The sequence below is a fragment of the Devosia sp. A16 genome (assembly GCF_001402915.1).
In the GTDB taxonomy this organism is placed as follows: domain Bacteria; phylum Pseudomonadota; class Alphaproteobacteria; order Rhizobiales; family Devosiaceae; genus Devosia_A.
In genome coordinates this window covers 2539802-2558469 of the sequence record NZ_CP012945.1, presented here as the reverse complement: position 1 = coordinate 2558469, position 18668 = coordinate 2539802, and the positions used below count along the sequence as shown (strand labels likewise).

The 18668-nt window shown below is 66.1% G+C and carries 20 protein-coding genes; 10 read left to right on the top strand and 10 right to left on the bottom strand.

The window, feature by feature from the left end:
• Positions 1 to 65 precede the first annotated feature (65 nt).
• Complete coding sequence (locus tag APS40_RS12475; protein ID WP_055047359.1) at positions 66 to 1460, bottom strand: AtzE family amidohydrolase; 1395 nt, start codon at positions 1458 to 1460, stop codon at positions 66 to 68.
• Positions 1457 to 1645: a DUF4089 domain-containing protein gene (locus APS40_RS12470; RefSeq protein WP_055047358.1), complete on the bottom strand. Its 189-nt coding sequence runs from the start codon at positions 1643 to 1645 to the stop codon at positions 1457 to 1459. The genes APS40_RS12475 and APS40_RS12470 overlap by 4 nt, the downstream gene beginning before the upstream one ends.
• Positions 1646 to 1849: 204 nt before the next feature.
• Between APS40_RS12470 and APS40_RS12465 the strand changes: the two genes are divergently transcribed.
• Together APS40_RS12465 and APS40_RS12460 are read left to right on the top strand one after the other, a co-directional pair.
• Complete coding sequence (locus tag APS40_RS12465) at positions 1850 to 2596, top strand: SDR family NAD(P)-dependent oxidoreductase (RefSeq protein ID WP_055047357.1); 747 nt, start codon at positions 1850 to 1852, stop codon at positions 2594 to 2596.
• The gene (locus APS40_RS12460; protein WP_055047356.1) at positions 2596 to 2904 is read left to right on the top strand and encodes a Dabb family protein; all 309 of its coding nucleotides are present in this window, start codon (positions 2596 to 2598) and stop codon (positions 2902 to 2904) included. The genes APS40_RS12465 and APS40_RS12460 overlap by 1 nt, the downstream gene beginning before the upstream one ends.
• Before the next feature lie 158 nt (positions 2905 to 3062).
• Here APS40_RS12460 and APS40_RS12455 read toward each other — a convergent pair whose 3' ends face one another.
• Entirely contained in the window at positions 3063 to 3905 is an 843-nt protein-coding gene (locus tag APS40_RS12455) for an alpha/beta hydrolase (RefSeq protein WP_082434366.1), read from the bottom strand.
• A 167-nt stretch (positions 3906 to 4072) separates the two neighbouring features.
• On the opposite strand from APS40_RS12455, the gene APS40_RS12450 reads away from it, so the two are divergent.
• On the top strand, positions 4073 to 4759 hold the full coding sequence (locus APS40_RS12450; protein ID WP_055047355.1) for a fumarylacetoacetate hydrolase family protein: 687 nt from the start codon (positions 4073 to 4075) through the stop codon (positions 4757 to 4759).
• On the top strand, positions 4759 to 5856 hold the full coding sequence (locus tag APS40_RS12445) for an AAA family ATPase (protein WP_055047354.1): 1098 nt from the start codon (positions 4759 to 4761) through the stop codon (positions 5854 to 5856). The genes APS40_RS12450 and APS40_RS12445 overlap by 1 nt, the downstream gene beginning before the upstream one ends.
• A 161-nt stretch (positions 5857 to 6017) precedes the next feature.
• On the opposite strand, the gene APS40_RS12440 is transcribed toward APS40_RS12445, so the two are convergent.
• Positions 6018 to 6482, bottom strand: a complete 465-nt coding sequence (locus tag APS40_RS12440) for a hypothetical protein (protein WP_055047353.1) — start codon at positions 6480 to 6482, stop codon at positions 6018 to 6020.
• 66 nt (positions 6483 to 6548) lie between these two features.
• On the opposite strand from APS40_RS12440, the gene APS40_RS12435 reads away from it, so the two are divergent.
• The 4 genes from APS40_RS12435 to APS40_RS12420 all read left to right on the top strand — a co-directional run bounded on the left by APS40_RS12435 (position 6549) and on the right by APS40_RS12420 (position 11778).
• Positions 6549 to 7595: an aldo/keto reductase gene (locus APS40_RS12435; RefSeq protein ID WP_055047352.1), complete on the top strand. Its 1047-nt coding sequence runs from the start codon at positions 6549 to 6551 to the stop codon at positions 7593 to 7595.
• A gap of 212 nt (positions 7596 to 7807) precedes the next feature.
• On the top strand, positions 7808 to 8284 hold the full coding sequence (gene rirA, locus APS40_RS12430; RefSeq protein WP_055047351.1) for an iron-responsive transcriptional regulator RirA: 477 nt from the start codon (positions 7808 to 7810) through the stop codon (positions 8282 to 8284).
• Positions 8285 to 8709: 425 nt separating this feature from the next.
• On the top strand, positions 8710 to 10518 hold the full coding sequence (locus APS40_RS12425) for an ABC-F family ATP-binding cassette domain-containing protein (RefSeq protein WP_055047350.1): 1809 nt from the start codon (positions 8710 to 8712) through the stop codon (positions 10516 to 10518).
• 228 nt (positions 10519 to 10746) lie between these two features.
• The gene (locus APS40_RS12420) at positions 10747 to 11778 is read left to right on the top strand and encodes an aldo/keto reductase (protein ID WP_055047349.1); all 1032 of its coding nucleotides are present in this window, start codon (positions 10747 to 10749) and stop codon (positions 11776 to 11778) included.
• Positions 11779 to 12002: 224 nt separating this feature from the next.
• Here APS40_RS12420 and APS40_RS12415 read toward each other — a convergent pair whose 3' ends face one another.
• The 6 genes from APS40_RS12415 to ubiE form a co-directional block, all read right to left on the bottom strand.
• The gene (locus APS40_RS12415; protein ID WP_055047348.1) at positions 12003 to 12722 is read right to left on the bottom strand and encodes a HesA/MoeB/ThiF family protein; all 720 of its coding nucleotides are present in this window, start codon (positions 12720 to 12722) and stop codon (positions 12003 to 12005) included.
• Positions 12719 to 13468, bottom strand: coding sequence for a DUF2259 domain-containing protein (locus tag APS40_RS12410; protein WP_082434365.1), 750 nt, complete (start codon positions 13466 to 13468; stop codon positions 12719 to 12721). The genes APS40_RS12415 and APS40_RS12410 overlap by 4 nt, the downstream gene beginning before the upstream one ends.
• Complete coding sequence (gene dut, locus APS40_RS12405) at positions 13422 to 13880, bottom strand: dUTP diphosphatase (protein WP_055047346.1); 459 nt, start codon at positions 13878 to 13880, stop codon at positions 13422 to 13424. The genes APS40_RS12410 and dut overlap by 47 nt, the downstream gene beginning before the upstream one ends.
• Positions 13881 to 13882: 2 nt before the next feature.
• Positions 13883 to 14506, bottom strand: coding sequence for a hypothetical protein (locus tag APS40_RS12400; RefSeq protein WP_055047345.1), 624 nt, complete (start codon positions 14504 to 14506; stop codon positions 13883 to 13885).
• A gap of 161 nt (positions 14507 to 14667) precedes the next feature.
• Positions 14668 to 16206, bottom strand: coding sequence for a 2-polyprenylphenol 6-hydroxylase (gene ubiB / locus APS40_RS12395; RefSeq protein WP_055047344.1), 1539 nt, complete (start codon positions 16204 to 16206; stop codon positions 14668 to 14670).
• 4 nt (positions 16207 to 16210) lie between these two features.
• Positions 16211 to 16966 carry a bifunctional demethylmenaquinone methyltransferase/2-methoxy-6-polyprenyl-1,4-benzoquinol methylase UbiE gene (ubiE, locus tag APS40_RS12390; RefSeq protein ID WP_055047343.1) on the bottom strand — a complete coding sequence of 252 codons (756 nt, stop codon included), beginning with the start codon at positions 16964 to 16966 and terminating at the stop codon, positions 16211 to 16213.
• A gap of 204 nt (positions 16967 to 17170) precedes the next feature.
• Here ubiE and mutM point away from each other — a divergent pair, with 204 nt between their 5' ends.
• Positions 17171 to 18052, top strand: coding sequence for a bifunctional DNA-formamidopyrimidine glycosylase/DNA-(apurinic or apyrimidinic site) lyase (gene mutM, locus APS40_RS12385; RefSeq protein ID WP_055047342.1), 882 nt, complete (start codon positions 17171 to 17173; stop codon positions 18050 to 18052).
• Between the two features lie 256 nt (positions 18053 to 18308).
• On the top strand, positions 18309 to 18575 hold the full coding sequence (rpsT, locus tag APS40_RS12380) for a 30S ribosomal protein S20 (RefSeq protein ID WP_055047341.1): 267 nt from the start codon (positions 18309 to 18311) through the stop codon (positions 18573 to 18575).
• Positions 18576 to 18668 lie beyond the last annotated feature (93 nt).

Here is an 18668-nt window from a genome sequence, read left to right as displayed (position 1 = left end):
CTCTCCCCCTTGCGGGGAGGTATTAAGGGTGGGGGTCAGCCCGCACCGACGTGAATCGGGTCAACTCAGTCCGCAAACCCCTGCGCCACCGGCGCCTTGCAAACTCCTGCCGTTTCCAGCTGGTGGGCGATCCTCAAGCACACGTCCTCGCGCCAGGGAGCGGCGATCACCTGGACGCCGAGCGGCAGGTCTTCGCCATATTGCCAGACCGGCACGGTTACGGCAGGCAGGCCGATGAACGAGATCGGCTGGGTGAAGATGCCGAGATTGGGACGCACCGGCAGCTCGACGCCACCGAACATCGCGGTCTTCTGGCCAAGCAGCGGCGCCTTCATCGGCGTCGCCGGGGCGAGGATGGCGTCGACTCCGCCGAACAGTTGCAAAACCCGGTCGCGGAACACCCGGCGCAGCTTCTGCGCCCGCTCCACCCAGACGGCCGGCAGCATGGCGCCGGCCAGCAGCCGGTCGCGCACTTCCGGGTCGAAATCGTCGGGCCTTTCCCGCAGCCGCTCGAGATGCAGCGCGGCGCCCTCGGCCATGGTGATGAGGAAGGCGGCGGCCCGCGCCGCCTGGGCGTCGGGCAAGGTGACGGTCTTGGTCACCTCGAGGGCCTTGGCGACCTTCTGCACCACGGCCTGCACTTCCGGCGTGCCGAGGAAGTATTCGCCTGCCACCGCGATCCTGAGGCCGGGGATCGGGTGTTTGAGCCGCGCCGAAGTCGGCTCGTTCACCCGCTTGGTCTGGGCGGGATCGGCCTCGTCGAAGCCCTGCATCACGTCATAGGCGAGCGCCAGGTCACGCGCCGAACGGGCGAATGGGCCGAGGTGGTCGAGGCTCGAAACGAAGGGGAAGCTCCGCGCCCGGCTCAGCCGGCCATAGGTCGGCTTCAGCCCGAACAGTCCGCAGAACGAGGCCGGCACGCGGATCGACCCGTTGGTATCGGAGCCGAGGCTCAGCGGCACCAGCCCGCCGGCCACCGCGGCCGCTGGGCCGGCCGAGGAACCACCGGTCATGTGGTCGAGCCCGTGCGGGTTGCGCGAGGGGCCGTCGTGGGCGTTCTCGCCGGTGAAGCCGTAGGCGTATTCGTCCATGTTGAGGGCGCCGAGCAGCACGGCACCGGCCGCTTCGAGACGGGAGATGAGCGTGGCGTCCTGCGCCGCCGGTGGATCGTCGCGGTTGATCTTCGAGCCGGCGCGGGTAGCGATACCCCTGATGTCGTAGAGGTTCTTGGCCGCGAACGGCACGCCGGCAAGCGGGCCGGGATCGACCGCGTTGCGAATCTTGCCATCGACCAGGTCGGCCTGTTCCAGCGCCCGTTCCGCCGTCACCTCGGTAAAGGCGCCCAGCATCGGATTGTGCCGTTCGATCCGCTTGAGCGCTGCTTCAGTGACGGCGCGTGCCGTGACCTGCCCGGCCTTGACGGCGTCGGCGATCTCGGTGGCGTCGGCGGTCGCCCTCATGCGCGATAGACCGGGGCCGGTTCGGCGTCGTCGTCGAGCCTGATCTGCTCGACCAGCGCCGCCATTTTCGAAGCGGTCTTCAGGTTCAGCTTGATGCCGGCCCGGTGCTCGGGCGCGATGCGCAATTGCAGCAGCGGCGCCGCGGCATCGATCAGCGCATCGGCATCGAAGGGTTTGTAGGCCATGGCGCGTCATGCCTCGCGTCGGCCGGCCGAGGGCAGCCCCCTGCCCCCGTGTTACCTGCCGTAAATTACCCTCACACGACAGCGCCTTGCGCGGCAATCGTCTTGATCGTCGCGGGCCTGAATTCGGGGTGACTGGCCGCCACGAAACTAACATGTTAGTTCTGGCAGCGAGGAACAGCCGGAAGCGGCAACGAGGGAAACAACGTGAACCAGATCGATCTCAACGGGCAGGTGGCCGTGGTCACCGGCGGCGCCTCAGGCTTCGGGTTGGCCTGCGCCAGGCGCTTCATCGCCTCGGGCGCCAAGGTCAGCCTGTGGGACCGGGATGCCGAGGCGCTCAAGGTGGCGGTCGGGCTGCTGGGCGACGCGGCCTCGAGCCAGACCGTCGACATCACCGACTATGACGGGCTCGCCGCGGCACATGCGGCCGTCGAGAAAGAGGTCGGTCCGGTCTCGATCCTGCTCAATTCGGCCGGCATCGCCGGCAAGAACGCGCCGCTCGACGAATATGGGCTCGACGAGTGGCGGCGGGTCATCGAGATCAACCTCAACGGCACGTTCTACGTCAACCGGGTGGTGATCCCGGCGATGAAGGCCCGCAACTATGGCCGCATCGTCAACATCTCGTCGGTCGCCGGCAAGGAAGGCAATCCCAATGCTGCCGCCTATGCCGCCTCGAAATCCGGCGTGCTCGGGCTGGTGAAGGCGCTGGGCAAGGAAGTCGCCAAGTACGATATCGCGGTCAACGCCATCACACCGGCGGTCGCCAATACCGCCATCCTCAAGGAAGTGACCAAGGAATTCATCGAGTACATGCTGAGCCGCATTCCGCGCGGCCGCTTCCTCGAAGTCGATGAGCTCGCCAACATGGTGGCCTGGCTGGTGTCGAAGGAGAACAGTTTTACCACCGCTTCGGTCTTCGACCTCTCGGGCGGCAGGACCACCTACTGATGAGCATCCGACACTGCGTGTTCCTGAAGTTTCGCGCCGACGTTCCGGCCAGCGAGAAGCAGGCGATCTACGAGCAACTTGCAGCGCTCGGTGGGCATCTTCGCATCGACCACATGAGTTATGGGCCGAACGTCTCGCCCGAGGGCCTGCACCAGGGCTTCGTCGACGGCTTCACCATGGATTTTCCTGACGTCGCGGCGCGCGACGCCTATCTGGCTGATGCCATGCACAAGCAGGCCGGAGCCCGGCTGGTGGCGGCGCTGGAGGGCGGGGTGACGGGACTGCTGGTGTTCGATATCGAGGTCTAGCGCGACAGTTTGGTGCGGGTGGCTATCGCTTCGCCTCCTCCACCCGGTGTCATCCCTGCGCAAGCAGGGACCCAACTATCCGCCAGCGCGGGCCGTGAAATGGGTCCCAGCTTTCGCTGGGATGACACCGAGTGGGTGGCCCAATAGTGCCTTCCAACCTACCCCCGCGAAGCCGCAATTGTCTCCGCCAGCATCCGGCCCATGCGGCTCTCGGGGCGGCCGAGGTCGCGGACGATGGTCATGTGGTCGAGTTCGGGCAGGGTGATGCGCTGATATTCGAGCCCCCGCTGCCCGGCGGCATAGCAGAGATCCTGCGCCTGGAGGTGGAACGGTTCGGTCTCGTTGTGGCCGACGGCCACCACGACTTCCGGGCCCGCTATCTGCTCCGCACCGAGCGGCGAGAAGCTCGCCACCTCCTCGCCCGTCAGTTGCAGGTCGGGCTGCAGGTAGCTCGTGGTGATGGGCCGCAGGTCATAGAGCCCGGAGACCAGCAGCAGCGACTTCAACGGAATATCAGGTGCCTGCGCCTCGTGCGGGGCGCGGGCCGCGAGGTAACTCGCGAGATGCCCGCCGGCCGAATGACCGGAAGCCGAGAACGCCGTGGGGTCGCCACCGAAACTTGCAGCATTCGCCACCAGCCAGCGCGCCGCCTGCCGCACCTCGTCGACCAGTTGCGCCATCCGGGCGTTGGGGATCAGCGTGTACTCGACGATCGCGGCGATGGCGCCGTTGCGGGTGATGGTCTCGGCCGGGAAGGTGAACATCTCCTTGTCGTTGAGGTACCAGTAGCCGCCGTGGATGAACATGTGGATGGGCAGCGGACCCTCGGCGTGCTCGGGAAAGAACAGGTCGAGCCGCTGACGCGGACCGTCGCCATAGCGGAGGTCGAAGCGGCTCCTGAGCGTCGCCCGGGTCCGGGCACTGGCGGCGAGGTTGCCGTCCTTGATGGCCTCGAAGTCCGGCACCAGGTTGGGAATGTCGAACGGGTCGATGGCGGTCACTGCGGTCTCCTCGAAGTCACGCCACCGGAGCCTTACCGCCGATGGCAAGTCAAGCGCTCCGAACAGCGGATCGCGGTGCCCCCAGCGAACCTGGCATGTGGTAAAGTTCTCATTTTGTCCCACGGCCGATTCGATTAGGGTGCGCGCCTCAGAGCATGGGAACCACGATGTCCGATTACGTTATCGCGCCGCCGCCGCAGCCCGCCGTCCCCGTCGCCGGCGGGGGGCTGTTTCCGGTCCGCCGCATCTATTGCGTCGGCCGCAACTATGCCGAGCATGCGCGCGAGATGGGGCACGATCCCAATACCGAGCCGCCGTTCTTCTTTGCCAAACCCGCCGACGCGCTGGTGATCGATGGCGCCGATTCCCCTTATCCGTCCGAGACGCAGAACCACCACCACGAGATCGAGCTGGTTGCCGCCATCGGCACCGGCGGCCGGAACATCGCCGTCGCCGAAGCGATGCGGCATGTCTGGGGCTATGCGGTGGGCATCGATCTGACCCGCCGCGATCTGCAGGCCTGGGCTAAGAAGGGCGCCAAGCCCTGGGAAGTGGCCAAGGGGTTCGACCATTCCGCTCCGATCGGCACACTGGTGCCGGCCAAGGGGATTCCGACCCCGCTCAAGGGCGCCATCGAGCTCCGCGTCAACGGCGAGACCCGCCAGTCGGCCGACATCGCCGACATGACCTGGGACCTGCCACACGTTATCGCCGAGCTTTCGAAGTATTTCGAACTGTTCCCGGGCGACCTGATCTTCACCGGCACCCCCGCCGGGGTCTCCGCCGTGGTGAAAGGCGACCTGCTGGAAGGCTCGATCGCCGGTATCGGCACCGTCACGGTGCGCATCGCCTGATGGAGTGGTCGCCGCAACAGGATGAAGCGCTGCAGGCGGTGTCGCGCTGGCTGAAGGACAAGGACGGCAAGCAGGTGTTCCGGCTGTTCGGCTGGGCCGGCACCGGCAAGTCGACGCTCGCCCGGCATCTCGCGCAAGGGGTGAAATCGGTGAAGTATGCCGCCTTCACCGGCAAGGCGGCGATGGTGATGCGCAAATATGGGGCGCGGGGCGCCTCGACCATCCATTCGCTGATCTATGCGCTGGTGAGTGAGAAGGATGGCGAGCCGAAATTCGCGCTCGACCCCGAGAGCGAGGCGCTGACCGCCGACCTGATCGTCATCGACGAAGTCTCGATGGTCGACGAGCAGCTCGGCCGCGACCTGTTGAGCTTCGGCACCAAGGTGCTGGTGCTGGGCGATCCGTTCCAGCTGCCGCCGGTGCAGGGCGCCGGTTTCTTCACCGCGGACGAGCCCGACTACATGCTCACCGAGATCCACCGCCAGGCGGCGGATAATCCGATCATCCGCATGTCGATGGAGATCCGCGAAGGCGGCTATCTCGAGCATGGTCGCTATGGCGAAAGCCTCGTGATCCCGCGCTCCGATGTCGATCGCGATGCGGTGATGCAGGCCGACCAGGTGCTGGCGGGCCGCAACAAGACGCGGGTCGCCTATAACGACCGCATCCGCGAGATCAAGGAACTACCCCGGCACGAGCCGGTCTCCGGCGACCGCCTGGTCTGCCTGCGCAACAACCCGATCAAGAAGCTGCTCAACGGCCAGATCTGGACCGCGGCGGAAGTGAAGAAGCGCTCCAATGCCCGCTACTCGATGACCCTCGACCCAGATGAGGTCACTGGCGCCAAGGCGACGCAAGCCAAGGTGGTGACCCATGCGGCGTTCTTTTCGGGCGAGGAAGACCAGCTCAGCTGGCCGGAGCGCCGCCAGTACGACGAGTTCACCTTCGGCTACTGCCTTACCGTGCACAAGGCGCAGGGCAGCCAGTGGGACAATGTCTACCTGTTCGACGAAAGCTACGTCTTCCGCGAGGACCGGCAGCGCTGGCTCTACACGGGCGTCACCCGCGCCAGCGAGAAGATCACCGTGGTGTCCTGACCGACCGGACGGTTAACGAGCCGATAACGGGACATGCCGCACGCTTGGGTTCTGACAACAGGACGGGCGACGCGCAGATGATGCAGCCACTCCGATTTCTCGTGTCTCCCAGTCACGGCCGCTGGATGCTGAGCGTCGGGCCGACCGTCCTCGCCAGCCACTCAACGCTGGATCGCGCCGTCCGCGCTGCGGTCGACATGGCCCGCAGGACCGGAGGCAACAACCGGGTCTTTCTCGAGAGCGAGGATGGGCAGGTCCAGCAGCACTGGCCGGCCTGAGGACGGGCGGGCCGTCTGGGTGAGCGGCTCTATCCGCCAGGTCGAGAACATTTGCCCCATGATCGCAGCCATCTGGGGTTTGGCTCGCATCAACCGCACGGCGAAACCAGGCTGCATACTGACGATGCCGGGCATCTCCTCGCACTGCAGCACGAGGTTGCTGAACATGCGGAAGCGCCTGATGTCGCCCTTCGGCAACTGCACAATGTAAGCGACCACCCTCATCACCTCCGAGCTGCAGCATGAGCCGGTGGTGCTGACGGTTGCCTGACGACGCGCGTAGCAGTTTGTTAACTCGAATGCCGCTGCCAGATCGGCCGCTTCGGGTGCCGCCACCCTCATCGTCATCGGGCAGGTCTTCTCGGTTTGCTGAAAGCGCTTTAGGGTCCGCGCCGAGATTTTCTGGAGGGTAGCATGGACTATCGATTGCTCGGCCGTTCCGGCCTCAAGGTGTCGTCGCTGTCGATCGGCACGGCGACGTTCGGCGGCGACGGGTTGTGGGGCGATACCAACGTCAAGGAGGCGCAACGCCAGATCGACCTTTGCCTAGACCACGGCGTCAACCTGATCGACACCGCCAACGTCTATTCGGGAAGCGTCTCCGAGACGATCATCGGCGAGGCACTGACCGACGGCCGCCGCGACCGGCTGCTGATCGCCACCAAGGTGCGTTTTCCCCGGGGCAAGGGGCCGAACGATCGGGGGCTCAGCCGCTGGCACATCATCCGCGAGGCGGAAGCGTCGCTGAAGCGAATGAAGACCGACGTCATCGACCTCTACCAGGTGCACGAGTGGGACGGGCAGACGCCGCTCGAGGAAACGCTGGAGGCGCTCGACACGCTGATCCGCTCCGGCAAGGTCCGCTATATCGGCTGCTCGAACTATTCGGCCTGGCACCTGATGAAGGCGCTCGCGGTGTCCAACGAGCGCAACTACCAGCGCTTCGTTTCGCAGCAGATCCACTACACCCTGCATTCGCGCGAGGCCGAGTTCGAGCTGATCCCGGCCGGGCTCGACCAGGGCGTCTCGGTGCTGGTGTGGTCGCCGCTCGCAGGCGGGTGGCTGTCGGGCAAGTACACCCGCAATTCAAAGCCCAGCGACGGGCGGCAGGTGCGCGGCTTCAAGGAGCCGCCGATCTACGATCCCGAGCATCTGTGGAAGATCGTCGACGTGGTCAACGACATCGCTGGGGCACATGGCGTGTCCGGCGCGCAGGTGTCGCTGGCCTGGCTGCTGTCGAAACCGATCGTCGCCTCGGTGATCATCGGCGGGCGCAATATCGGCCAGTTCGAGGACAATCTCAAAGCGGCCCAACTGACACTCACGGCCGAAGAGCTGCAGAGGCTCGATGCCGTCAGCCAACCGAACCTGCCCTACCCTTACTGGCACCAGAGCTTCACCGCGCAGGACCGGCTCGGCGAGCCCGACCTGGCGCTGCACCGGCCCTATCTGGACAAGTGATCACCTGTGCGGGCGGGCGATCTCCCGTCCGCACATCCAGAGCTGCCGCACAATCCTGAACGCTGGCGTCATGTTTTCTTGACTAAGTTTAGAACCGTTATAAAGTGTGGCGGTTCCAGACCCCATCCAGCCGCGGGGGCTCCCGCGAAAATCCGGGCCCTTGCGTGGGGAAGCAGCAAGAAGTCGGCGCGACGCGCCGAATCGGAGATTCGATGAGACTGACTCGCCAGTCCAACTATGCCATTCGCACGCTGATCTATTGTGCGGTGAACGAGCCCGGGCTCAGCCGGGTCGCCGACATCGCCAGGGCGCACGCGATTTCGGAACTGTTCCTGTTCAAGCTGATCAAGCCCTTGGTCGAGAACGGCCTGCTCGAGACGGTGCGCGGTCGTCGCGGCGGCATCAAGCTCGGCCGTCCGGCCGACGAGATCACCCTGCTCGACACCGTCCGCCTCACCGAGGAGAGTTTCTCGATGGCCGAGTGCTTCGAGGATGGCGACGTGACCTGCCCGCTGGCCGAGAGCTGCGACGTCAATGCGGCGCTGCGCGAAGCGCTGGGGGCATTCTTCAACGTGCTCGAGAGCTACACCATCGCCGACCTCGCCAGTAAGCGCCGGTCGCTGCGCGAGCGGCTCGGCCTCAAGTTCGAAGACATGGAACCAGTGCTGATCCGCGAGGCAGCGCACTGAGCCGAGCGGAAGCTCTCCTCGCGCCCATTTGCCCGCGACTCTCACCGGGTGGGGGCGAGGCAGACGGAAGCTCGTGACTCGGACACCTAGCGGCGGATGCCGGACCGACTCCAACCGTCCGGCATCCGCCCTTTCGCCACACGCGCCCGACCCGAAGGGCGTTGATCGTGCGGCGGAACCCAGTCTCTCTCTGGGATTGCCGGCAAGCAGCGAAGGGCTCGAACCCAAACGGGCCCTCGGCCAACCTGCCCGGCGTGCCCCGAAGCCCGAGGCCCGGCGCTTTTGCCAAGCCGCAGTTGAACGGCTTGTGACGCCCGGTTTCAGGCCCGGTTCATCCGCCGCTCCGCCGGCATGCCGTGCCCCCGCGTTGATCTCGTGGCGCGCCCATGCTCTATGCCCCCGAACCTCTTGAACTGGACTAGCCGATGGCCGCCGCGCCCATATTGTTCCTGCAGCAAATCCGCCTGCGCCTGGGCTCCAGCGAGCTGCTCGAGGGAGCTGAACTGTCGCTGCTGCCGGGCGAGAAAGTGGCGCTGGTCGGCCGCAACGGCTCGGGCAAATCGACGCTGTTGAAGATCGCCGCCGGCGAGATCGAGCCCGATGGCGGGCGGCGCTTCCTGCAGCCGGGGGCCACCATCCGCTACCTGCCGCAGGAACCGGACCTCTCGGCCTATCCGAACGTCCTCGCCTATGTCGAAGCCGGCATGCAGGCCGGCGACGACCACTATCGCGCCACCTACCTGCTCAATGCGCTCGGCCTCACCGGCGCCGAAGAGCCGCAGCGCCTCTCCGGCGGCGAGGCCCGCCGTGCCGCGCTGGCGCGGGTGCTGGCGCCCGAGCCCGACATTATCCTGCTCGACGAGCCGACCAACCATCTGGACCTGCCGGCCATCGAGTGGCTGGAAAACGAACTCTCCAGCATCCGCTCGGCGCTGGTGATCATCAGTCACGATCGGCGTTTCCTCGCCGACCTTACCCGCTCGACGGTCTGGCTCGACCGCGGCGTCACCCGTCGCCTCGACAAGGGGTTCGGCAGCTTCGAGGAGTGGCGCGACCAGGTGCTGGAGGAAGAGGAAACTGCCCGGCACAAGCTCGACCGGCAGATCGTGCGCGAGGAGCACTGGCTGACCTATGGCGTCACCGCCCGGCGCAAGCGCAATGTGCGCCGGCTCGACGGGCTGTTCGCGCTGCGCCAGGAGCGCCGCGACCTCAAGCGCTCGGTCGGCGAGGTGAAGATCTCGGTGGCCGAAGGCGAGACCTCCGGCAAAATGGTGATCGAGGCCAAGGACATCTCCAAGGCCTATGGCGAGCGCATTATCGTCAAGGATTTCACCACCCGGGTGATCCGCGGCGACCGGCTCGGCATCATCGGCGCCAATGGCGCGGGCAAGACCACGCTGATAAAGCTGCTCACCGGCGAGCTGCCCCCCGACAGCGGCACGGTGCGGCTCGGCGCCAACCTCGAGCTCGCGAGCCTCGACCAGCGGCGCGCCACGCTCAGCGCCGACATGACGCTCAAGGAAGCGGTGACCGGCGGCGGCTCGGACACTCTCGTCATCAACGGGCAGCCCAAGCACTTCATGGGCTACCTCAAGGACTTCCTGTTCGGCCCCGAGCAGGCCGGCACGGCGGTCAGCAAGCTGTCGGGTGGCGAGCGCGGCCGGCTGGTGCTGGCGCGCGTCTTGTCGCTGCCCTCGAACGTGCTGGTGCTGGACGAGCCGACCAACGATCTCGACCTCGAAACGCTCGACCTGCTGCAGGAGATGCTGGCCGATTATCCGGGCACGGTGATCGTCGTCAGCCATGACCGCGACTTCCTCGATCGCGTCGCGACCTCCGTGGTGGTTTCGGACGGCGGCGGGCAGTGGACCGAGTATCCGGGCGGCTATTCCGACATGGTGAGCCAGCGGGGCTATGGCGTTACTGCGCCGGCCAGCGCGCCCAAGCCGAAAGCCGAGCGCGCGACTCCGTCTCCAGTGGCCGCGCCGGCGCAGAAGCAGAAGCTCAGCTTCAAGCAGAAGCATGCGCTCGAGACTTTGCCCAAGGAAATCGGGAAGCTCGAAGCCGAGATCGGCAAGCTCAACGCGCTGCTGGCCGATGGTAGCCTCTACGCCCGCGATCCGCAAAAGTTCACCGAGACCGGCAAGGCGCTGGAAAAGGCCCAGGCAGCCCTGAGCAAAGCCGAGGACGAGTGGCTGGAACTGGAAGCGCTGCGCGAGGAAATCGAGGGGTAAGGGGGCGGACTGAGAGAGACGGCCCCCTCCCATCCTCCCCCACAAGGGGGGAGGTGCTCCGCCGGTGCGTTTGGCACGATCGTAGACAGAGCCTCGAGTCTTCACCTGCCGGGAGGGGGCCGTCTCTCTCAGTCAGCACGCCTTCGCCTTCATCCATTGTTCACTCGACCTTTCATCGCCTGACGACTATGAACTCCCTTGAAGCGATTCAATCGATCGAGGGAAATCATGCAGTATCGCAAGCTCGGCAATAGCGGCGCCGTCGTTTCCACCCAGACGCTGGGTACCATGACGTTCGGCGCCGAGGCGGACGAGGCGACGTCGTTCCAGCTGATGGACGACTATGTGGCGGCGGGCGGCAATTTCCTCGATACCGCCGACGTCTATTCGGCCGGCACTTCGGAGGAAATCGTCGGGCGCTGGCTGAAGGCCCGGCCGGAGGCGGCCAGGCAGGTGCTCATCACCACCAAGGCGCGCTTTCCGATGGGCAGCGGGCCGAACGACCTGGGGCTGTCGCGCCGCCACCTCAACCAGGCCCTCGACGCCTCGCTGGGCCGGCTGGGGGTCGAACATATCGACCTCTACCAGATGCATGCCTTCGACGCGCTGACGCCGCTCGAGGAAACGCTCAGGTTCCTCGACGACGCGATCCGCAACGGCAAGATCGGCTATTACGGCTTTTCCAACTTCATCGGCTGGCAGCTGACCAAGGCAACCTGGATCGCCAAAGCGGGTGGCCTCGCCCCGCCGATCACGCTGCAGCCGCATTACAATCTGCTGGTCCGCGACATCGAGCACGAGATCGTCCCCGCGGCGCTCGACGCCGATATCGGGCTCCTGCCCTGGTCGCCGCTCGGCGGCGGCTGGCTGACCGGCAAATACAAGCGCGACCAGTTGCCGACCGGCGCGACGCGACTGGGCGAGAATCCCAATCGTGGGCAGGAGTCCTATGGCCCGCGCAACGAGCAGGAACGGACCTGGCGGATCATCGCGGCGGTGGAAGCGGTGGCCAAGGCGCTGGGGGTTTCCATGGCGCAGGTGGCACTGGCCTGGCTGGCCGACCGCCCGGCGGTCACCTCGGTGATCCTCGGCGCCCGCACCCGCGAGCAGCTGGCCGACAACCTCGCTGCCGCCGATCTCAGGCTCGACGCCGAGCATGCGCAGCAACTCACCGACGCCAGCGCGCCGGAGGTGGCGGACTACCCCTATGGCAAGGGCGGGGTGAACCAGCGTCACCGCAAGATCGCAGGCGGGCGGTAGTCGCTCGCCCTCGCCCCCAATGGGTGGCGAACCGAGGCGCTGCAAGTCCCCCACACTCGGTGTCATCCCCGCGCAAGCGGGGAACTCCGTTTTGCGATCGCGCCAGGCCCAAGAAAACGGAGGTTCCCGCTTGCGCGGGAATGACCCGGTGGGTGGGACAAACTTAGCGCCCATAGGGCAGCCGAGGACTTCCGGCACGCACCGCCTCCCTCGGCCCTCCGGCTCTAGTAGGTGAGTTCGGTAAAGCGGGCGGCGCGGCCATCGTAAAGCAGCAGTCGCCCGACCAGGGGTTCGCCGACGCCGGTGATCAGCTTGATCGCTTCCATCGCCATCAAGGTTCCGATGACGCCGGTGACCGCGCCGATGACGCCGACCACTTCGCAGGACGGCAGGTCGGCTTCGTCGGGGGTGTCGGGATAGAGGTCACGGAACTGCCGGTTGCCGGGCATGAACACCGTGACCTGGCCGTCGAACATCGAGACGGCACCCGAAACCAGAGGAATTCCTGCCGCTTCGGCCGCCTCGGCGACGATCTGGCGCGTGCCGAAATTGTCGGTGCCGTCGATCACCATGTGGTAGCCGGCCAGCAGCCGGGCGGCGTTCCCGGCGGTGATGCGTTCGATATGCGGGATATACTCGACATGGGCGTTGAGCCCGGCGACGAACGCCCCGGCGCTTTCGGCCTTGGCAGTGCCGATGCCGTTCGATTGGTGGATCATCTGGCGCTGCAGGTTGGAGAGCGACACCGTGTCGTGGTCGACGACGCCGAGCGTCCCGACACCGGCGGCGGCTAGGTAGGCGATCAGCGGGCTGCCGAGCCCGCCCGCGCCGATCACCAGCACCCGCGCAGATTTCAGCTTCTGCTGGCCATCGCCGCCCACCCCGCGCAGCACGATGTGGCGCGCGTAGCGCCTGATCTCTTCGGGGCTGAGAGCGGCGCTCACTTCACCCCCGGAACCGGTATGGCGATGAAGCGGCGATCGGGCCCTTCGAAGCCCTGGGAGAACACCGAGATGATGGCCACCGGGGTGCGCGCGTTCCACGACCAGTTGACCGGCGCGACAATACCGTAGGGGCGATAGGCGACCGTACAGTTGCGCGAGGCGGGCACGCTCTGGTCGCGATGGAGCTCGGTGCTCTTGCCGTCCGCCTCGAGCGTCAGCGCGAAGCCGACCGGCGGCGAAAAACCATAGCTCTCGACGCAGGGGACGGTCGAAGTCGATTCGAAGCTCTCGATCTTCAGCGTTACCGGGTTGGGTGGCGGATCCATGCCGAAGCCACGGGCGCCGAAGGTGATGCCGGCGCCGTCATGGCCGACTTCGCCGTCGCCGTTCAGCGCCTCGATCACCGCCGGCTCGCTGATGGCAAGATCGGAGAACGCCTTGGCGGCCTTGGCCATCGCCTCGGTCCGCACGGCGCCCAGCGTCGAGCTCTCGTCCTCGAGGGTCAGGCGGAAGGGCGAGCCGCCGGCCCATTTGTCCTGGGCGACGTCGAGGATGAAGATGTTGGAATAGGGAAAGCCCGAGCCATCCTGCACCCCGAACTCCTCGTAGCCGAAATAGCGGCCATCGGCGGAGAAGCCGAGGGCGGCAAAGTTCGCCGCATCGCCGGCAAAAGCCGGCGCGGCGACGAGGGCCAGAAGACTAGCGGCCAGTCGAACCGAAACCGCCTGCACCACGCTGCGTCTCATCAAGGTTCTCCCTCAACTCGAAATCTATGCCGGAAACCGGCGCCACCACCATCTGGGCGATGCGATCGCCGCGCTGGATGGTGAATGGGGCATCGCCGTGATTGATCAGGATGACCTTGATCTCGCCGCGGTAGTCGGCGTCGATGGTGCCGGGCGAGTTGAGCACGGTGACCCCGTGCCTGGCGGCGAGCCCGGAACGAGGGCGCACCTGCGCCTCGTAGCCGGCGGGCAGCGCGATCGCCATGCCCGACGGCACCAGCGCCCGCTTGCCGGGCGCGATCGTCATGATCTCGGACGCGCCGAGCGCGGCGAGGAGATCGACCCCCGCCGCGCCCGTGCTCTGTTGCCGCGGGGGCTCGAGGCCCCGGCCGTGATCGAGCCAGATGAAGGCGACTGTGACCCGATCCGTCATGGTCAGCGGGTATCGACGACCGCGAACAGCTCTTCGGGCAGGTCGGCCTTGCCGTCGAGCAGGTCGGTGAAGTTCAGCACCATCTCGGCAGTATTGTCGCCAACCTTGTTCATGTTGGTCTCGGTGATGCGCTTGCCCTTGATACGGATGGTGGCGGTGTGACCCTCGAAATAGGTCTTCATCATTGCCTTGGCCTGGGCATCCTCGGCGCCGCCGGCGCCTTCGCTGATCTGGCTCGACATCTCATTGGTCTTGAAGGCCACGCGCACCACGCCCGGGCTCACCACTGTGATGCTGGTGTCGGAGTTCGGGCCGTCGCTGTCGGCGGTCAGCGTCGCCAGGTCGCCTTCCTTGATCGAGGTGCAGGTGCCGCTGCCATCGGCATTCTCGGTCAGCACGTCGCCTTCTTCCTCGCAGAACGCGCCGGACGAATCGGCATTTTCGCCGCCGGCATCGGCCATCTGCTTGATCATCGGGTAGAATTCGGACGCCACCGTCATCACGGTGGTGGTCTTGCCAGTGGTCTCGCTCTGCACGTCGATCTCGGCGGTGACGTCCATGCAGCCGGCGAGCCCGGCGCTCAGCAGCATAATGCCGGCCAGCCGGGAAACAGTCTTCAAGGTCATGAAATTCTCCTCAACATCGCCCGCCGCATTGCCCCCGTTGTAGGAGCCGGTCCCAAGCGCCGCAAGCCGATGCCGCCTCGGTATTGCCCCAGTGATGAACGCTTGATGAACCAATGTTCAGGGGCGGTCGCCCCCGCCAGCCCTCAGAGGATGAGGAGAAATCAGAAGCCGAGCAGGCGCCACAAGCCGACCAGCAGCACCGCCGTCGCGAGCCAGAATCCTAATACCAGCATGAAGCGGTTGAACCGGCGATCGGGCGAGTGCTTGTCGCGTTCGTAGTCGTCAAGCGCGGTCTCGGCCTTCTCTACGATGGCGGGAAGCCGGCCCAGCGTGGTGACCACGGTGTCGAAATGGTCCTTCAGCTCCTCGAGCCGGCCGAGCGGCCCGGCGGAGCGGCGCACCCAGTCGCCGACGATCGGCTCCGAAATGCTCCAGATGTCGAGTTCGGGGTCGAGCGCCCGCGCCACGCCCTCGACCAGCACCATGGATTTCTGCAGCAGGATCAACTCCGGCCGGGTCTGCATCTCGAACAGCTCGGTGGTGGCAAAGAGCTGGCCCAGCACCTTGGCCATCGAGATGTCCGAAACCCGCCGGCCATGCTGCGGCTCGCCGATGGCGCGCAGCGCCAGCGCGAATTCGTCGATCGACTGGGTGCGCGGCACATAGCCGATCTCGAAATGCCGCTCGGCGATCAGCCGGTAATTGCGGGTGATGAAGCCATAGAGGATGTCGGCGAGGAAGCGCCGCTCGCGCCGGGTGATGCGACCCATGATGCCGAAATCGACGGCGACGATATTCTGCGTCCTGGGGTCGGCGAAGAGGTTCCCCGGATGGAGGTCGGCATGAAAGAAGCCGTCACGCACGGTGTGGCGGAGAAAGGCCTGCAGCAGGTTCCTCGCCAGCGCCTTGCGGTCGACGCCGGCAGCATCGAGCGCCGCATTGTCGCGGATCGGGATGCCGTCGACCCAGGTGGTGGTGAGCACCGTGTCGGAGGTGAAATCCCACATCACCTTGGGAATGACGAAGCCGGTATCGTCCTTGATATTCTCGTAGAACTCCGAGATCGCCGCCGCCTCGAGGCGGAGGTCGAGTTCGATCCGCGCCGAGCGGTCGAGCGTTGCGACCACGTCGACAGGCCGCAGCCGCTTCAGCTTGGGCACCAGCGCCTCCGCGAGTCTCGCGCCGGCATACTGGCTCTCGATGTCGGCGCGGAAGCGTTCGCGGATGCCGGGGCGAAGAATCTTCACCGCCACGCTGCGGCGGCCGCTCTCGTCGGTGAGCATCGCCTTGTGCACCTGCGCGATGGAGGCCGCGGCGACCGGCGGCGAGAAGTCGGTGAACTCGGTCGAGCGCGGCCCCAGCGCTTCGGCAAGCAGGTCCGGGACGAGCTTGTCGTCGAAGGGATCCATCTTGTCCTGCAACACCGCCAGATCCGCCGCCACCTCGTCGCCGACGATATCGGGGCGAGTGGCGAGAGTCTGGCCGAGCTTGACATAGGTCGGGCCGAGCCGGTTGAGCGCCCGGGTCAGCCGTTCGACCCGGCCGGAGCGCCTGACCTCGCCGCGCTCGAACAACCGGCCGAAGCGGACGCCGGCCTTGAGCACCGGTGGCAGCGCGTCGTTGTCGAAGATCGACAGGGCGCCTTCGCGCGCCAGCACGAAACCGGCCCGGGCCAGGCGGAAATAGGCAGCGAGCCCCATGGCGTCAGAGTTTCCAGGCCGCGTGCAGCGCCGCGATATTGCCGGTGAACGGCGTGTGGGTGACGCGCTTGAAGCCCGCGTCGGCAATAAGCTTCGAAAAGTGCTCGGGGGTGGGGAACTTGCGGATCGATTCCACCAGATATTGGTAGGGCTGTGCGTCGCCGGTCACGGCACGGCCGATCGGCGGAATCACCCGATCGGAGAAGGCCCGGTAAACCTCGGACAGCACCGGGGTATCGACCTGGCTGAACTCCAGGCAGAGAAAGCGCCCGCCACGCTTCAGCACGCGATGCGCTTCCTTGAGCGCCAGGGGAATGCGCGGCACGTTCCGGATGCCGAAGGCAATGGTATAGGCGTCGAAGCTCTCGTCCTCGAACGGCAGCGCCTCGGCGTTGGCCTCGACGAACTTCACCTGGGCCGGGAAGCGCCAGTTCCGCGAGCGCTCCTCGCCGACCCGCAGCATGTCGGTATTGATGTCGGAGACGGTGACTTCGGCGTAGCCGACGGAGGCATTGACGATGCGCTCGGCGATGTCGCCGGTGCCGCCCGCCATGTCGAGCACGCGGTAGGGCACGCTTCCCTGCTTGGGCGGGGCCAGTCGCGCCACCATGGCGTCCTTCCAGACGCGGTGCACGCCGCCGCTCATCAGGTCGTTCATCAGGTCGTAGCGATCGGCGACGCGGTGGAACACGTCGTTGACGAGGCTCTGCTTGTCTTCGAGGGCGACCGTTCGTTCGCCGAAATGCGTGGTCTCGGCCATGCTCTGTCTCCGGATTGCCGGCGTTATAGCGGATGGGGCCGCGCCATGCCATGCGGGAAACGGGCGCATGGTTGAGCAAGGCCAGCCCGCGGGACCCATCACGCCATGGGGGAATTCGAGCGACCGATGCAAACACTGACATCAGGTGACGCTTGTTTCGGCTACGCAGGGCGGCCACATAGTGGCCCGCGAAAGGATCCACCCATGCCGGAACTGCCAGAGGTCGAAACCGTCCGTCGCGGGCTCGAGCCCTATGTGACGGGCGCGCATATCGACAAGGTGACGCTGAACCGCAAGGACCTGCGCTTTCCCTTTCCCGAGGGGTTCAAACAGGCGCTCGAGGGCGCGACCATCGAGAGCACCGGGCGGCGGGCCAAGTACCTGCTGTTCCGGCTGTCGACCGGCAAGACCTGGCTCAGCCACCTGGGCATGACCGGCGCCTACCGCTTCGAGGATTTCAAGTTCAAGGAGCCGTCGCGCTACTACGAGCCCGACGAGGACAGGAAGCACGACCACCTGGTGCTGGAACTGACCCACCCCGAGCATGGGGCGATGAAGCTCATCTACAACGACGCCCGCCGTTTCGGCTTTGTCGATCTTTACGAGCACGAGGCCGACAGCCCCTATCTCGAGGGGCTTGGGCCCGAGCCGCTGTCCAACGCCTTCAACGCCGCCGAGATGGCGGAGCGCTTTGTCGGCAAGAAGGCGCCGATGAAGGCGGCACTGCTCGACCAGCGCGTGGTGGCGGGGCTGGGCAATATCTATGTCAGCGAGGCGCTGCATCGCGCCCATATCCGCCCCGACGTCGAGGCGCGCGCCCTGGTGCTGAAGTCTGGCAAGCCATCCAGGCGGCTCGAGGACCTCGCCGACGGCGTGCGGACCGTGCTGATCGAGGCGATCGATGCCGGGGGTTCGACGCTCCGGGATTTTCGCAATGCCGAGGGCAACTCGGGCTACTTCCAGCACCGCTTTGCCGTCTACGATCGCGAGAACGAGCCATGCCCGACTCCAGGCTGCCGCGGGGTGATCAAGCGGATCGTGCAGTCGGGGCGGTCGACCTTCTTCTGTCCGGTGTGCCAGCACTGAGATGCGAATGGCGAATTGGGAGTCGAATAGGGGACGGAAGATCGATCGAGCCGCTCGCCCCTCTCGCTACTCGCTAATCGCTGTTCGACCACCCCGGAGGCCGCCCCTCCGCGCTGGTGAATCCAGTTGACGTCCCAGCTCGTCGCGACTATACAGCGCCCAACTTGGCGGCCCGAGATGCCGCCGATTTCATTTCATCGCCCCTGGACATTCCGGCCTCGGCTGGGCCAGCGGGTTGAGCGCCAAAGAGGAATTGATGGCCAATACTGCTTCCGCCAAGAAGGCCACGCGCAAGATCGCGGCCCGCACCGAAGTGAACAAGTCGCGCCGTTCGCGCATGCGCACCTTCGTCCGCAAGGTCGAAGAGGCGATCACTGCCGGTGACCACGCGGTCGCCGTTGCCGCGCTTAAGGCCGCCGAGCCCGAGATCGTGCGCGCCAGCCAGAAGGGCATCGTCCACGCCAATGTGGCCGCCCGCAAGGTGAGCCGCCTCAACTCCCGCGTGAAGGCGCTGCAGGCCTGATCGGCCCACACCGTCGTCAAGACGGTTTGACGACAGCTTCGTGAATGTGAAGAGCTCCCTTTCGGGAGCTTTTCTGTTTTTATGGCCGGGTGT

What these genes read in the sequence shown, in the direction of transcription:
- APS40_RS12445 (WP_055047354.1), top strand. Translation starts at nt 4,759, where the DNA reads ATGGAGTGGTCGCCGCAACAGGATGAAGCGCTGCAGGCGGTGTCGCGC.
- APS40_RS12425 (WP_055047350.1), top strand. Translation starts at nt 8,710, where the DNA reads ATGGCCGCCGCGCCCATATTGTTCCTGCAGCAAATCCGCCTGCGCCTG.
- ubiE (WP_055047343.1), bottom strand. Translation starts at nt 16,966, where the DNA reads ATGGCCGAGACCACGCATTTCGGCGAACGAACGGTCGCCCTCGAAGAC.
- APS40_RS12470 (WP_055047358.1), bottom strand. Translation starts at nt 1,645, where the DNA reads ATGGCCTACAAACCCTTCGATGCCGATGCGCTGATCGATGCCGCGGCG.
- APS40_RS12410 (WP_082434365.1), bottom strand. Translation starts at nt 13,468, where the DNA reads ATGAGACGCAGCGTGGTGCAGGCGGTTTCGGTTCGACTGGCCGCTAGT.
- APS40_RS12460 (WP_055047356.1), top strand. Translation starts at nt 2,596, where the DNA reads ATGAGCATCCGACACTGCGTGTTCCTGAAGTTTCGCGCCGACGTTCCG.
- APS40_RS12435 (WP_055047352.1), top strand. Translation starts at nt 6,549, where the DNA reads ATGGACTATCGATTGCTCGGCCGTTCCGGCCTCAAGGTGTCGTCGCTG.
- rpsT (WP_055047341.1), top strand. Translation starts at nt 18,309, where the DNA reads ATGGCCAATACTGCTTCCGCCAAGAAGGCCACGCGCAAGATCGCGGCC.
- mutM (WP_055047342.1), top strand. Translation starts at nt 17,171, where the DNA reads ATGCCGGAACTGCCAGAGGTCGAAACCGTCCGTCGCGGGCTCGAGCCC.
- APS40_RS12420 (WP_055047349.1), top strand. Translation starts at nt 10,747, where the DNA reads ATGCAGTATCGCAAGCTCGGCAATAGCGGCGCCGTCGTTTCCACCCAG.
- APS40_RS12475 (WP_055047359.1), bottom strand. Translation starts at nt 1,460, where the DNA reads ATGAGGGCGACCGCCGACGCCACCGAGATCGCCGACGCCGTCAAGGCC.
- ubiB (WP_055047344.1), bottom strand. Translation starts at nt 16,206, where the DNA reads ATGGGGCTCGCTGCCTATTTCCGCCTGGCCCGGGCCGGTTTCGTGCTG.
- APS40_RS12400 (WP_055047345.1), bottom strand. Translation starts at nt 14,506, where the DNA reads ATGACCTTGAAGACTGTTTCCCGGCTGGCCGGCATTATGCTGCTGAGC.
- APS40_RS12440 (WP_055047353.1), bottom strand. Translation starts at nt 6,482, where the DNA reads ATGACGATGAGGGTGGCGGCACCCGAAGCGGCCGATCTGGCAGCGGCA.
- dut (WP_055047346.1), bottom strand. Translation starts at nt 13,880, where the DNA reads ATGACGGATCGGGTCACAGTCGCCTTCATCTGGCTCGATCACGGCCGG.
- APS40_RS12450 (WP_055047355.1), top strand. Translation starts at nt 4,073, where the DNA reads ATGTCCGATTACGTTATCGCGCCGCCGCCGCAGCCCGCCGTCCCCGTC.
- rirA (WP_055047351.1), top strand. Translation starts at nt 7,808, where the DNA reads ATGAGACTGACTCGCCAGTCCAACTATGCCATTCGCACGCTGATCTAT.